14 protein-coding genes are annotated in these 13367 nt (G+C 62.5%); 10 read left to right on the top strand and 4 right to left on the bottom strand.

Annotation, left to right across the window (positions count from 1 at the left end; all coding sequences use genetic code 11):
* Positions 1-2: 2 nt before the first annotated feature.
* The 7 genes from FB481_RS10290 (at position 3) to FB481_RS10260 (ending at position 7436) form a co-directional block, all read left to right on the top strand.
* Complete coding sequence (locus FB481_RS10290) at positions 3-1115, top strand: DUF2169 domain-containing protein (protein ID WP_147176263.1); 1113 nt, start codon at positions 3-5, stop codon at positions 1113-1115.
* On the top strand, positions 1112-2149 hold the full coding sequence (locus FB481_RS10285) for a hypothetical protein (RefSeq protein ID WP_147176262.1): 1038 nt from the start codon (positions 1112-1114) through the stop codon (positions 2147-2149). The genes FB481_RS10290 and FB481_RS10285 overlap by 4 nt, the downstream gene beginning before the upstream one ends.
* Positions 2149-3366 (top strand): PAAR-like domain-containing protein, encoded by a 1218-nt coding sequence (locus FB481_RS10280; protein ID WP_147176261.1) that lies wholly within the window; start codon positions 2149-2151, stop codon positions 3364-3366. The genes FB481_RS10285 and FB481_RS10280 overlap by 1 nt, the downstream gene beginning before the upstream one ends.
* Entirely contained in the window at positions 3363-4259 is an 897-nt protein-coding gene (locus FB481_RS10275) for a hypothetical protein (RefSeq protein ID WP_093500844.1), read from the top strand. Before FB481_RS10280 ends, FB481_RS10275 begins: the two co-directional genes overlap by 4 nt.
* Positions 4259-5494 carry a TIGR02270 family protein gene (locus FB481_RS10270; RefSeq protein ID WP_147176260.1) on the top strand — a complete coding sequence of 412 codons (1236 nt, stop codon included), beginning with the start codon at positions 4259-4261 and terminating at the stop codon, positions 5492-5494. The genes FB481_RS10275 and FB481_RS10270 overlap by 1 nt, the downstream gene beginning before the upstream one ends.
* Before the next feature lie 88 nt (positions 5495-5582).
* Positions 5583-6251, top strand: a complete 669-nt coding sequence (locus FB481_RS10265) for a DUF4198 domain-containing protein (RefSeq protein ID WP_256662728.1) — start codon at positions 5583-5585, stop codon at positions 6249-6251.
* Positions 6252-6284: 33 nt separating this feature from the next.
* Positions 6285-7436 (top strand): lipase family protein, encoded by a 1152-nt coding sequence (locus FB481_RS10260; RefSeq protein ID WP_143103560.1) that lies wholly within the window; start codon positions 6285-6287, stop codon positions 7434-7436.
* A gap of 39 nt (positions 7437-7475) precedes the next feature.
* On the opposite strand, the gene FB481_RS10255 is transcribed toward FB481_RS10260, so the two are convergent.
* From FB481_RS10255 to purE, 4 genes are all read right to left on the bottom strand, one after another.
* Positions 7476-8009 carry a DUF3299 domain-containing protein gene (locus FB481_RS10255; RefSeq protein ID WP_147176259.1) on the bottom strand — a complete coding sequence of 178 codons (534 nt, stop codon included), beginning with the start codon at positions 8007-8009 and terminating at the stop codon, positions 7476-7478.
* 61 nt (positions 8010-8070) lie between these two features.
* Positions 8071-8319 carry a GlsB/YeaQ/YmgE family stress response membrane protein gene (locus FB481_RS10250; RefSeq protein WP_093500853.1) on the bottom strand — a complete coding sequence of 83 codons (249 nt, stop codon included), beginning with the start codon at positions 8317-8319 and terminating at the stop codon, positions 8071-8073.
* A gap of 95 nt (positions 8320-8414) precedes the next feature.
* Positions 8415-9500 (bottom strand): 5-(carboxyamino)imidazole ribonucleotide synthase, encoded by a 1086-nt coding sequence (locus tag FB481_RS10245; protein ID WP_147176258.1) that lies wholly within the window; start codon positions 9498-9500, stop codon positions 8415-8417.
* Positions 9500-9991 (bottom strand): 5-(carboxyamino)imidazole ribonucleotide mutase, encoded by a 492-nt coding sequence (gene purE, locus FB481_RS10240; protein ID WP_093500857.1) that lies wholly within the window; start codon positions 9989-9991, stop codon positions 9500-9502. The genes FB481_RS10245 and purE overlap by 1 nt, the downstream gene beginning before the upstream one ends.
* Before the next feature lie 250 nt (positions 9992-10241).
* Here purE and adhP point away from each other — a divergent pair, with 250 nt between their 5' ends.
* The 3 genes from adhP to FB481_RS10225 all read left to right on the top strand — a co-directional run bounded on the left by adhP (position 10242) and on the right by FB481_RS10225 (position 13343).
* Positions 10242-11264, top strand: coding sequence for an alcohol dehydrogenase AdhP (adhP, locus tag FB481_RS10235; RefSeq protein WP_147176257.1), 1023 nt, complete (start codon positions 10242-10244; stop codon positions 11262-11264).
* Positions 11265-11353: 89 nt separating this feature from the next.
* Entirely contained in the window at positions 11354-12151 is a 798-nt protein-coding gene (locus FB481_RS10230) for a hypothetical protein (protein ID WP_093500861.1), read from the top strand.
* 283 nt (positions 12152-12434) lie between these two features.
* Positions 12435-13343: a glutamate/aspartate ABC transporter substrate-binding protein gene (locus FB481_RS10225; protein WP_147176256.1), complete on the top strand. Its 909-nt coding sequence runs from the start codon at positions 12435-12437 to the stop codon at positions 13341-13343.
* Positions 13344-13367 lie beyond the last annotated feature (24 nt).

Here is a 13367-nt window from a genome sequence, read left to right as displayed (position 1 = left end):
CCATGGAACTGCTCAACGCCACCCGGATGGTGGCCGCCTACAACCAGGGCCTGGACGCCGATGGCCGCGAGTACCTGGTGGTCATCGTCAAGGGCACCTTCAGCCTGCCGGTGGACGGCAGCGTGGCGCGCCTGCTCGATGAGCAGCAACCGCTGCTGATGAGCGACACCTTCGCCGGCGACCCGGCGCTCTCCGCGCCGTTGCGCGAGTTCGACTTCGCCCCCTTCAAGCCGTACTGCGACGTGCTGGTCAGTGGCAGCGCCCATGCGCCGGGCGGGCGGCCGGTCAGCCAGCTCACCGTGGGTATCCGCGTCGGCCGGGTCAGCAAGGCGTTCAGCGTTTTCGGCCCGCGTCACTGGCAGCCCGGCGCCCTGGGCACCAGCGCCGGCGCGCCGCAGCCCTTCGTGCGCCAGGACATCTCCTACGCCAGCGCCTTCGGCGGCAACCACCCGGCACCCGGCAACCCCGAGCAGTTGCTGTGCAACCTGCGCAACCCGGCCGGCCAGGGCTGGTACCCGCGCAGCCTGGGCGGCGGCACCGTGGTCGGCATGCCGATGCCCAATACCGAGAAGCTCGGCCAGCCGGTGGATGCGCCCCATGGCGATTTCGAGCCCATGGCCCTCGGCCCGCTGGGCAAGCACTGGCAGGCACGGGTCGGTTTCGCCGGCACCTACGACCAGGCCTGGCAGGACGAGCAGTTTCCCTTCCTGCCCAGGGACTTCGACGAGCGCTACTTTCAAGCGGCCCCGGCCGACCAGCAGACCGACTACCTCAAGGGCGGCGAAGAGGTGTTCCTGCTCGGCCTGCTGCCGACCGAGCGCGCCGGCTTCCGGGTGCCCAGCGTGCCCATGCCGGTGACTTATTTTCTCAGCGCCGGCGGCCATGAAACGGCGGAAGCGGTCATCGACACCCTGCTGGTCGATACCGACGCCAACCGTGTGGAAATCACCTGGCGCACCCGCCGACCACTCAAACGCAGCCTGTTCGAAATCGCCCAGGTGCTGGTCGGCGAGAAATCCCGAGGCTGGTGGCGCGCCCGCGAACTGGGCAAGGACTACTATCCGTCGCTGGCCGCGCTGAGCCGCAGCCGCCTGGCCGAGGATGAATCGTCATGAGCGCCCTCAGCATCCTCTCCAGCGGCATGCTCAGCGCCGTGGGCCTGAGCGCGCCGGCCAGTTGCGCGGCGATCCGCTGCGCCCTCGACAACTTCCAGGAAACCCGCTTCATCGACGGCGGCGGCGAATGGCAGATCGCCGCCAGCGTACCGCTCGAAGAGCCCTGGCGCGGGCGTACCAAGCTGGTGAAGATGGCTGCTCGTGCCATCACCGAAAGCCTGGCCGGCGTGCCGGGTATCGATTGCGCCACCACGCCGCTGCTGCTCGGTGTCGCCGAAGTGGATCGCCCAGGGCGTTGCGACGGCCTGGACAACAGCCTGCTGCACGATATCGAGCGCGAGCTGGGCGTGCGCTTTCATGGCGCCTCCACGCTGATCCCGCGGGGCCGGGTCAGTGCGGGCGTGGCGCTGCTCAATGCGCGCCGGCTGATCCACGAAGGCGGCCACCGCCACGTGCTGATCGCCGGCGTCGACTCGTTTCTCAACGCCGCCACCCTGACCGCCTTCGAACAGCGCCAGCGGCTACTCACCAGCCGGCATTCCAACGGTTTCATTCCCGGCGAAGGCGCGGCGGCGGTGGTGGTCGGCGCGCCCGTGCGCCAGGACGCCGAACAGCTGATCTGCTTCGGGCTGGGCTTTGGCGTCGAGAAGGCCACGGTGGAAGCCGACGACATCCCGCTGCGCGCGGACGGTCTGGTGCAGGCTACCCAGGCGGCGCTAAAGGACGGCAACTGCCGTATGGAGCAGATGGACTACCGGCTGACCGACAACTCCGGCGAGCAGTACTACTTCAAGGAAGCCGCCCTGGCGCTGAGCCGCACGCTGCGGGTGGTCAAGGAAGAGTTCGACATCTGGCACCCCGCCGACTGCATCGGCGAATGCGGCGCCGCCATCGGCCCGGCCATGCTCGCCGTGGCACTGGCCGCCTCGCGCAAGGGCTACAGCCCTGGTGCGAACATCGTCTATCAACTGGGCAACGACGCTGGCGAGCGCGCCGTGGCGTTGCTGCGTTACCAACGAGTAGGAGCCGCCTGATGGCCAACGAGGTCTATGCCAACAACCGGGAGATTTCCTGCAAGGCGGCCAGCGGCAAATCCATCGCCGCCTTTCCCGACGTCTGCTTCACCCCGCCGCAAACGCCGCCCATGCCTCTGGGCATCCCGATCCCGTACCCCAACACCGGGCTGTCCAAGGACACCACCAAGGGCACGCGCACCATCCGCATCACCCGCAAGGAGGTGATGCTCAAGAACAAGAGCTACTACAAGACCAGTTACGGCGACGAACCCGGCCGCGCCCCGAAGAAAGGCATCATCACCAGCAAGATCAAGGGCAAGGTGTACTTCACCTCCTGGTCGATGGACGTCAAATTCGAAGGCAAGAACGTGGTGCGGCATATGGATCTGACGACCCATAACCATGGGTCGTTTCCGGGGAATACACCGACCTGGCCGTATCTGGATCAGATGGCGGTAAGCAAGGGTGAAGGGCCGTGCAAGGAAGACATCAAAAAAGAGAAGGATGCCTGTAAGGAATACACCCCTCATGGAGAGGGTGACCCATGCCCGCCAACCACTGAACTGGTGAAGGCAAAAAAAGCACGGGCGCTTACCGCTAAGGGCTCCCCAGCCAGAGCCCAGGCCAATGCATCGGTTAAGAGCGCCTACGAACGACTCGCAAGTAAAAATCGAGCCAATAAATGCCTGCAGGCTCGACGCTGCATGCTGACACCCTACAAACCCCAAGGCCGCGGCAAAGCCCGCCAGCCGGGCTGTTGCCCTGGCCAGACAGGCCACCATCTCATAGAGGCTTCCGCATTTCTTGAGCCAGGTACCCGCAAAGAAGGCGGTTCCTTAAGAGCGCAATTCAAGAACTCGAAATATGACCTTGATCGAGCACCCTGCGTGTGTGCGGAAGGCCCTGACAATACGACCGCGACCCACGGTTTGATGCATACCTATCAAGGCGTCAGAGCAAAAAAGCTGGCTCCCGATGGCACATGGACCTTACGCCAAGCCACGGAATGCGGCGCGGCGTCAGTGAATATGGTCTTCCAGAGCGGGTGTGATCAGCAGTGCCTGGAGTCGCAACTCAACGCCTATCACTCCAGCCCCGAAGTAGGCGTGAAACCGGACACGAAAATACCCTCGTCACCCAGTGGCAAAACCGACAGCAAGGTTGCCGAGAAAGCTTGGCAGCAATACGACAAGGGCAAACGGTCAATAGATAACTCAGGGAGTACTACACGATGATGTTCAAGGACGTTGGTTACCGTTACCGCAGCGGGGCCGTGCGCTACGGCGACCTCGCTTATGTCTTGTGCATTGACCCTGATCTTGCGGCGGACGGCTTACCACATACCTCTTTTTATGCCTGGGATAATGGCGGATGGGGTATGTATGAGATAGGGCGCTGGAACGCTCATTCGATCTGCGTTACTCAAACGCCAAAGGATCAAGCTATCGCACTGGGCGAGCACGGCGATATCCGTGTGATGGGCAACAACGACGATTATGACGAGCAGATAGCCTGTCCCGGCATAGCGTTGAGCATCATGCGGGAGATACGCAATATCGGTGGTTTCGCCTATGTGTGCGGCATGGATCGTCAGGTATTCAAACGAGACGGCCCAGGCAATTGGATTGCCTTGCACGGCGACATGCCGAACCAACCAGCCAAGGATATGGTTTTCGGCTTCGAATCCATACATGGTTACAGCGAGCACGATATCTACGCCGTCGGCTGGTATGGCGAAATCTGGCATTTCGATGGCAAGGCTTGGAAGAATTGCGCCAGCCCCACCAACATAAACCTCACTCGGGTGTGCTGTGCCGAAGACGGCTGGGTTTATGCGTGTGGCATGCACGGCATTCTTCTGCGGGGTAAAAACGATCAATGGGAAACCATCGATCATGAGGCTACCGATTCAGATATCTGGGATCTCGAGTGGTTCGCCGGCAAGCTTTATATCTCTACACTCCATGCGCTGTACTGGCTCAACGGAGACCAGCTTGAGCTGGTCGACTTCGGTGATTTGATCCCCAACAGCTGCCATAGCTTGAGTAGTGCAGATGGGCTGCTCTGGTCCATCGGGGAAAATGACATTCTGGCCTTCGACGGCGCTTCGTGGACCCGAATCGAGTAATGATCACCACCCTCCTCGACCAGCACACCGAAGAAGCTGCATTCCTAAGCGGTTTGCGCACCTACGCCGTCGGCGCGCCGCATTATGACCTGGCCCATCTCGGCGATCTGGACGAGCGGATCGAGGCTCATCTCGATGGTCTGCAGATCGCCGGCCTCAAGGGGCTTCATCTGTTGCTGGAGCAACTCACCCCACACGCCCAGGGCGAGGTATTCGCTACGGCTGCGCTGGCGCTGCGGATGAGCAACGAGAGCGCCCTGGAAACCCTGTATCAGCACCTACACGCCAACCCTGAGGGCGAGGCGTTTCTTGTCGCCGCACTGGGCTGGTTGGAGTGGCACGAAGTCTCCGCGCTGATCGAACGCGACCTGAGTTCCACGGACGCCCAGCACCGCCGGATCACCCTGGCTGCCCATGCCCTGCACGGCAAGGATCCCGGCCCGGCGCTGCTGTCTGCCCTGGGCCACGGTGATGCCAGCGTACTGGCTGCCGCGGCCCGGCTGGCCGGCACCCTGCGGCGCCGCGACCTTCTGCAGCCACTGCGTCAGCACCGCCTGCACGGCGACGATGAAGTCCGTTTCTGGAGCAACTGGGCCAGCGCCCAGATGGGTGATCAGGAAGCGCTCGGCAATCTGCGCCTGTTCGCCGAGCAGCCGGGTGAACGGCGCCGACCTGCACTCGAGGTGCTGCTCGCCTGGCAACCGCGGGAGGCCAGCATCACCTGGTTGCGTGGCCTGATGCAGAGCGCGGCGCACCGCCATATGGCGATCCAGGCCATCGGTTTGCTTGGCGATCCGCAGACCATCCCCTGGCTGATCCGCCAGATGCACGAACTGCCCACGGCCCGTGCCGCGGGTGAAGCCTTCAGCCTGATCACCGGCACCGACCTCGCGGAACTCGACCTGGAATTGGACGTCTATCCCGACTACGACGAAGGCCCTACCGATGATCCGTCCGACGCCAACGTCACCATGGATCCGGACATCGACCTGCCCTGGCCCGATCCCCATCGGGTCGAACGGTGGTGGCAGAGCCGGCAACAGGGCTTGCAACCAGGCACCGGCTACCTGCTGGGCCAGCCGTTCAGTGAGCAGCAATGCATGGCGGTACTCCGCAGCGGGACGCAGCGACAACGAAGGGCCGCCGCCAGCCTGCTGGCGCGCTATCAGCCCACCCGTGTGCTGTTCGCGACGGATGCGCCGGCGAGTCGGCAAAAGCGATTGCTCGACAGCTGAGCCAGCCGTCGACGACACAAGGAGAGTGCGAACATGCTCAAGAAATCCCTGCCATGCCCCTCGCTATACTCGGTAACCGGCGCGAATCATGCGGCTAGCGTACCTGTGCAAGCCGAGCGGCCAACTAGCGAAAATTGCGGACACCGCAGCGGCCGCCGAAATCCCGAATACCGGCCTTCAGAAACCTTCAAGCAAGGACTCGCTTACCCATGAACACGCCACGCCACATTGTGCCTTGCGGTTTCTGCCCTTCCACGAATCACATTCACTCGACGAGGGAATGACCTTGAACCGCAAATCAATAGTCTGCTGCGCGCTGTTACTTATCGGACTACTCACACAGGGTTACGCCATGGCTTTTTCCAAGACGCTCTATCTGTTCTCAGCAGTCGAAGGCACGGTGCTGCTTGATGGCAAGCCGGTTCAAGGCGTTGAAATCGAACAGGAATACCACTGGCACTGGAAAAACGAACATCGCAAGAACACGGTGCAAAGCGATGCACAAGGTCGCTTCCACCTTCCGGCGGTAACGGCGAAGTCACTAACCGCTGGTTTCATGCCCCATGAGCCGGTAATCGGCCAGCGTCTGACGCTTCGTTATCAAGGCAAGGATCACAAGGGCTGGGTCTTCACCAAGCACAACTACGACGATCTAGGGGAGGTAAAGAATCGGCCGCTGAAGTTCGTCTGTGAGCTTAATAGCGAGCCCGTTGCACACCCTGAAACAGAGACCTTTGGCATCTGCGTTATCCAATAACGCCCTCTCTCACCAGACCAGAAGGATTCGGCTGTGAACCCCTTGAGCCCCAAACAATCCGCACAAATCGCCACTCACGTCTACACGGTCAAAGACGCCGTCGTGTCATCGATGGGAGGCATCGCGGATGAAGCCGCCCGTCTCGGGCTGAGCAACTCGTTCGACTTTTCCAATCTGCAAATGGCCAGTGGAACCAGCGGCGCGATATTCCGCACGCGCACCGGATTCGCTTACGCCGTGCAGGGTGTGGGCGGTCGCCAAGGGGAAATGCTGCTGGCCTTTCGCGGCACCGACAGCATTGCCGACGCCCTGACCGATGCGAACGCGGGATTGCAACGAGGACCAAGCACCTGGCCGGTTCACGCAGGCTTCAACGAAACATTCAAATCGTTGCGTGGCGATATCGACAACTTCATGCGCGGCCGCAACCCCAGCACTGTGCACTGCGTTGGCCATAGTTTGGGCGGCGCCCTCGCCACGTTGGCGGCAGATCATCTGAGCGAACTTGGCGTAGCCGGCATCAAGCTCTACACCTTTGGCTCACCACGCACGGGTGTGGCCGGCTTCGCACGCCACCTGAGTGGCAAGCTCGGCGCTGACAATATCCACCGGGTCTACCACAGCGCTGACCCGGTGAGCATGGTGCCGATCTTCCCGTTCAGCCATGTGCCGGTTACCGGCAATGTCTGCATGATTCCGTGGAAGGGCGCGCAGATCAGCCCTGACGCTCACCGCATGACCTCCTACCTGCCTTCGATTGGCGATGCCAGCTGGAGAGGGCTCTACCGCAATCCGGAGCCGCCTCTGGATCGGGAAATCGATATCTGGCTGGAAAGCGCCAGCTACGGCCCGACCATGTTTTCTGCGGCAACGCTGTGGATGATCTCCAAGGCCATGCAGTACCTCCTCAAGAAGGCCGCCAATATCGTTATCGGCAGCGCGATCACCATCGGCGTTACAGTGCTGGATCAGATTGCCGGGATCCTGGTGCAGGGCGCCCAGATTTGCAAAGACATCAGCGATTCGGTCCGCGCCCTGATCGTGAAAATCTTCAAGTTCCTGGGCCGTGCGGTCCCCGCGACCATTGAAGTGACCACGTTCTTCCTGCGCTGGGTACTCGACCTGCTCGCCCGAGCAGTCGTCGATATGGCGCGTCAGGCCATGCACCTGGTCATACGCTCCTGAGTCCAAAAGAAAACGGCGCCTTCAGGCGCCGTTTTCACATTACAGATCCCCTTCCTCGACCATCCTGGCGCTGCTGGCATCCAGCGCATAAGCCGCATCGGCCAGATCGTTGCTGACCTTCTCGACCTTCAGCGTGCCACTGACCCATAACGGTTCGTAGATATCGGGCAGGGCGATGCCCTTGGGGTAGCGCACCAGCACCAGTTGGTTCGGTGGTGGTGGCGGGACGTGGATGCAGGCGCCGGGGTATGGCACCAGGAAAAACAGTGTGCTGCGCCCGGCGTTGTTGGTTTCCAGCGGTACCGGGTAGCCGCCGAGGCGGATCTTCTTGCCGTTCATGCCCGGCACGGTCTTGGCGGAATACATGACGGCGGGCAGGCCTTTGTCCTGCTGCTTCAAACCGCCCTTGCTGTCGAAGGTGCCTGAGCCTTCGGGGCCGTTGTGGGAGATTTCCGGCATCTGCTCCAGGGCGCGCTGATCCTCTTCGGGCATCAGGTCGAGCCAGTCGGTTTCGGGAAGTTCGGCGCGGGCGAAGCCGCTCAGCAACAGCAGGACCAGCAACAGGTAACGCATCGACGAGACTCACGTAATGGCAACGGGAGGCAGCCTCACGTCGATGCGTCAGGCTACCGGTTCAACTTTTCTTGGTGATCATGCCGAAGATCACCAGCAGGATGATCGCACCGACGACCGCACCGATGAAACCAGCCGCTTCACCCGCTTCGTAGATGCCCAACGCCTGACCACCGTAGGTTGCGGCGATGGAGCCACCGATGCCCAGCAGGATGGTCATGATCCAGCCCATGCTGTCATCGCCCGGCTTGAGGAAGCGAGCCACCAGACCCACGATCAGGCCGATGAAAATAGTGCCGATAATACCCATGACGCCCTCCGCAATTGAAAAAGGCGCCGCACGAATGCGGCGCCTTTCATCTGACGGAGACGGCGCGGGAGAGGTTCAAACTCCTGCGCCTGGCCTCAGCCGGCGTCGATCAGCGCCTGCACCTGAGCAATACGGCTGTCGAGAGTGGCGCGGTCTGCGCAGCGCAGCGTGGCGTGGCCGACCTTGCGCCCGGCCTTGAAGGCCTTGCCGTAGTGGTGCAGGTGGCAATCGTCGATGGCCGCCACTTTATCCACAGCCGGTACGCTGCCGATGAAATTGAGCATGGCGCTCTCGCCGACCTTGGCGGTCGAGCCCAGTGGCAGGCCGGCGACGGCGCGCAAGTGGTTCTCGAACTGGCTGCACTCGGCGCCTTCGATGGTCCAGTGCCCGGAGTTGTGCACGCGCGGGGCGATCTCGTTGGCCTTCAGGCCGCCGTCGACCTCGAAGAACTCGAAGGCCAGCACGCCGACATAGTCGAGTTGCTTCAGCACACGGCCGACGTAATCTTCGGCCAGCGCCTGCAGCGGGTGCGCGGTGCTGGCGATCGACAGGCTCAGAATGCCGCTGTCGTGGGTGTTGTGCACCAGCGGGTAGAAGCGCGTTTCACCATCACGGCCGCGCACGGCGACCAGCGACACTTCACCGCTGAACGGCACGAAGCCTTCGAGGATGCACGGCACGCTGCCCAGCTCGGCAAAGGAACCGGCCACGTCTTCGGGCTTGCGCAGGACCTTCTGGCCCTTGCCGTCGTAGCCCAGGGTGCGGGTCTTCATCACCGCCGGCAGGCCGATGCTGGCAACGGCCGCATCGAGATCGGCCTGGGACTGGATGTCGGCGAACTCGGGCGTGGGGATGCCCAGGTCCTTGAACATCGACTTCTCGAACCAGCGATCACGGGCGATGCGCAGCGACTCGGCGCTCGGGTACACCGGCACGAACTGGGACAGGAAAGCCACGGTTTCCGCCGGCACGCTCTCGAACTCGAACGTCACCAGGTCGACCTCGTCGGCCAGCTGGCGCAGGTGATCCTGATCGCCGTAATCGGCGCGGATGTGCTCGCCCAGGGCTTGCGCACAGGCGTCCGGGGCCGGGTCGAGAAACGCGAAATTCATCCCCAGCGGAGTGCCCGCCAGGGCCAACATGCGGCCGAGCTGGCCGCCACCGATTACGCCGATCTTCATCACTGTGCCCTCGGGTCCGGGTTTTCCAGCACGGTGTTGGTCTGCTCGTCGCGGAACTGCTTAAGCGCCGCGTGGAACTGCGGGTGCTGATGACCGAGGATGCTCGCCGCCAACAGCGCAGCGTTGATGGCGCCGGCCTTGCCGATGGCCAGGGTGGCCACCGGGATGCCGGCTGGCATCTGCACGATGGACAGCAGCGAGTCGACGCCCGAGAGCATGGACGACTGCACCGGCACACCGAGCACCGGCAGGTGGGTCTTGGCGGCGCACATGCCCGGCAGGTGGGCAGCGCCACCGGCACCGGCAATGATCACCTGGATGCCACGGTCCTCGGCTTCTTCGGCGTACTGGAACAGCAGGTCCGGCGTGCGGTGGGCGGAAACCACCTTCACTTCGTTGGGGATGCCCAGCTTGTCGAGCATCTCGACGGTATGGCTCAGGGTGCTCCAGTCGGATTTGGAACCCATGATCACGCCAACCAGTGCGCTCATCGTCGTGCCTCTCTACGTCTCGGGCGCAGGGCGCCATGTCGATTGATCGGGCGCTTGGCGCCGCGGCAGAAACAACAAACCACGCGGAAGGCGTGGTTTGCGTAAACCGGCAATTATACTGCAGTCGCACACAAATCGATAACCGACCGCCTGTCGGCCCATGACGCCCGGCGCACTGCTGTTGTCCTGGAGCAATACCCTGTCCCACCAGGCTTCGCATACTGCGGTCCTCATCGAGGAGGATCGCGCCATGCAACAGACCATGAAAGCAGCCGTCGTCCATGCCTTCGGCGAGCCGTTGCGGCTCGAAGAGGTGAAGGTTCCCCTGCCCGGCCCCGGGCGGATTCTGGTGAAGATCGAGGCGGCGGGCGTTTGCCATACCGACCTGCACGCCGCCGACGGCGACTGGCCGGTAAAACCCAGCCTGCCGTTCATTCCAGGCCATGAAGGCGTCGGCTACGTTGCCGCGGTCGGTGCCGGCGTGACGCGGGTGCGCGAAGGCGACCGGGTCGGCGTGCCCTGGCTGTACACGGCCTGCGGCTGCTGCGAACACTGCCTGACCGGCTGGGAAACCCTCTGTGCCGATCAGCAGAACACTGGTTACTCGGTCAACGGCAGCTACGCCGAATACGTGCTGGCCGACCCCGACTATGTGGGTATCCTGCCGAAGAACGTCGAATTCGCCGAGATCGCGCCGATCCTCTGTGCCGGCGTTACCGTCTATAAAGGCCTGAAGGTCACGGGCGCCCGGCCCGGCCAGTGGGTGGCGATTTCCGGCATCGGCGGCCTCGGTCACGTGGCGGTGCAGTACGCCCGCGCCATGGGCCTGCACGTGGCCGCCATCGACGTGGACGACGCCAAGCTGGCGCTGGCCAGAAAGCTCGGCGCCAGCCTGACCATCAATGCCCGTCAGGAAAACCCGGCCGAGATCATTCAACGCGATATCGGCGGCGCCCACGGCGTGCTGGTCACCGCCGTATCGAACAGCGCCTTCGGCCAGGCCATCGGCATGGCCCGGCGGGGCGGCACCGTCGCCCTGGTGGGGCTGCCACCTGGCGACTTCCCGACGCCGATCTTCGATGTGGTGCTCAAGGCCATCAGCATCACCGGCTCCATCGTCGGCACCCGCGCGGATCTGCAGGAGGCGCTGGACTTCGCTGGCGAGGGACTGGTGAAGGCGACAATCCACCGTGACCGGCTGGACAACGTCAACGGCGTGCTCGAACAGATGCGTGCGGGGCAGATCGAAGGCCGGGTAGTGATGCAATTCTGATCGTGGCGTCTGACAGCGCGGAACGGGCTCACATCACGCGCTGTCAGACGCAGTTAGAATCGCCTCATCACCCACCAAAGGACCATGCCATGACACGGCTGTCGCTGCTTATCGCCTCAACCTTCCTGACCTTCAATGCCAGCGCTCTGGAGCTGGCGAAATATCCCAAGGCCTTCGCCGCCGACAAGGGCGTCAGCGTCGTGGTCGCGCCCAGCAGCGACGAGAAGCAGGCCCTCGTGCAGATCAGCGGTATCAACCATCCGCTCGATGAAGTGGTGCTGCTGACCGACGTCAACGCGCGCAGCCAGGACGAAAGCGATTACGCCACCACCCTCGATGGCAGCGCCTACGTACTGGTTGGCCAGCGCCAGGAATGGGGCGGCGAGTCCTACCAGCTGTACCTGCCGGGCAACCGTGAGCCGCTGTACCTGAGCTTCGACGAGAAGGCCAGCAAGGCGGTCAAGCCGGCCGAGCTGCTGGCGCTGTACGAGAAGCAGAAAAAGGATGGCGTGCAGGACAAGCTGGCCAAGTTCGACCGCGAGAAGCGCCAGCAGTACCACGTCGAACGCCTGCAGCAGATGGACAAGGAGGCGTCGGCCAGCTGCGGCACCGACCTAAAGACCGAGGTCAACTGGCAGGCCCTGGACGAGCCGCTGCTCAAGGAGCTGAGCGTGTCCGGCTACTGCGGCGAGGTGGTCAACCAGATGAACAACCTGTGCAGCAGCTCGCCAGAATTCAAGGAGCAGGCCGCCAAACTCAATACCGTCGAGTGCAGCTTCGGCAAGGAAATGAAGATCCGCGAGCAGGGCAATCGCATCCTGTTCACCACCGAGCGTGACGCCGCCAACCAGGGCGAATTCATTAACGCCTTCCTACGTAACCGCTAGTAAACGTCCCCCGGCGGGCGGCCATCATGGCCGCCCGCTTTCATTCGGAAATCCGAACGCCTTCAGGTCGAAAAACCGAACAACCGACCGCCCCGCCCTGCCTACCCTCGCAAACTAAAAATTAAAACCCTTTAAATTCATAAACTTGCGCACTAAACATGGCGCCGAGAAGGTCTGGCACACATCCTGCTCTCTACCTGTCAGGAAAGCGATAGCCGCTCCACATGGAGGTACGTACCTCGCCGTACGTCCTCAATAACAACAACACCGAGGAAATCGACCCATGCGTATCGTCCCCCGCGTACTGGCTGTAGCCGTTGCCGCCACCCTGATGTCCAGCCCGGTTTTCGCCGCCGAACTGACCGGCACCCTGAAGAAGATCAAGGACTCGGGCACCATCACCCTGGGCCACCGCGACTCGTCCATCCCCTTCTCCTACTACGGTGACACCTCCAAGCAGCCGGTTGGCTACTCCCACGACCTGCAACTGAAAGTGGTCGAAGAGCTCAAGAAAGAGCTGGAGATGCCTGACCTGAAGGTGCGCTACAACCTGGTCACCTCCCAGACCCGTATCCCCCTGGTGCAGAACGGCACCGTGGATCTGGAGTGCGGCTCCACCACCAACAACGTCGAGCGCCAGCGCCAGGTCGACTTCTCCGTCGGCATCTTCGAAGTGGGTACCCGCCTGCTGACCAAGAAGAGCAGCGGCGTGAACGATTTCGAAGACCTCAAGGGCAAGAACGTGGTGACCACCGCCGGCACCACTTCCGAGCGCCTGCTCAAGGCCATGAACGCCGAGAAGAAGATGGGCATGAACGTGATTTCCGCCAAGGATCACGGCGAGTCCTTTCTGATGCTCGAGTCCAACCGCGCCGTGGCCTTCATGATGGATGACGCCCTGCTGGCCGGCGAAATGGCCAAGGCCAAGAAGCCGGACGACTGGCATGTGGTCGGCACCCCGCAGTCCTTCGAAATCTACGGCTGCATGGTTCGCAAGGGCGACGAAGGCTTCAAGAAGGTGGTCGACAAGGCCATCTCCGACACCTTCTCTTCGGGCGAAATCAACGACATCTACAACAAGTGGTTCCAGCAGCCGGTTCCGCCAAAAGGCCTGAACCTCAATTTCCCGATGAGCGAAGAGCTGAAGAAGCTGATCGCCAATCCCACCGACAAGTCTGCCGAGCAGATCTGACGGTGTGATGCCACGCCCCTTTCA

It is taken from the genome of Pseudomonas sp. AG1028 (assembly GCF_007993955.1).
Classification (GTDB): Bacteria; Pseudomonadota; Gammaproteobacteria; order Pseudomonadales; family Pseudomonadaceae; genus Aquipseudomonas; species Aquipseudomonas straminea.
The sequence above is the reverse complement of the archived record's forward strand: the minus strand, read 5'-3'. Positions and strand labels throughout refer to the sequence as shown.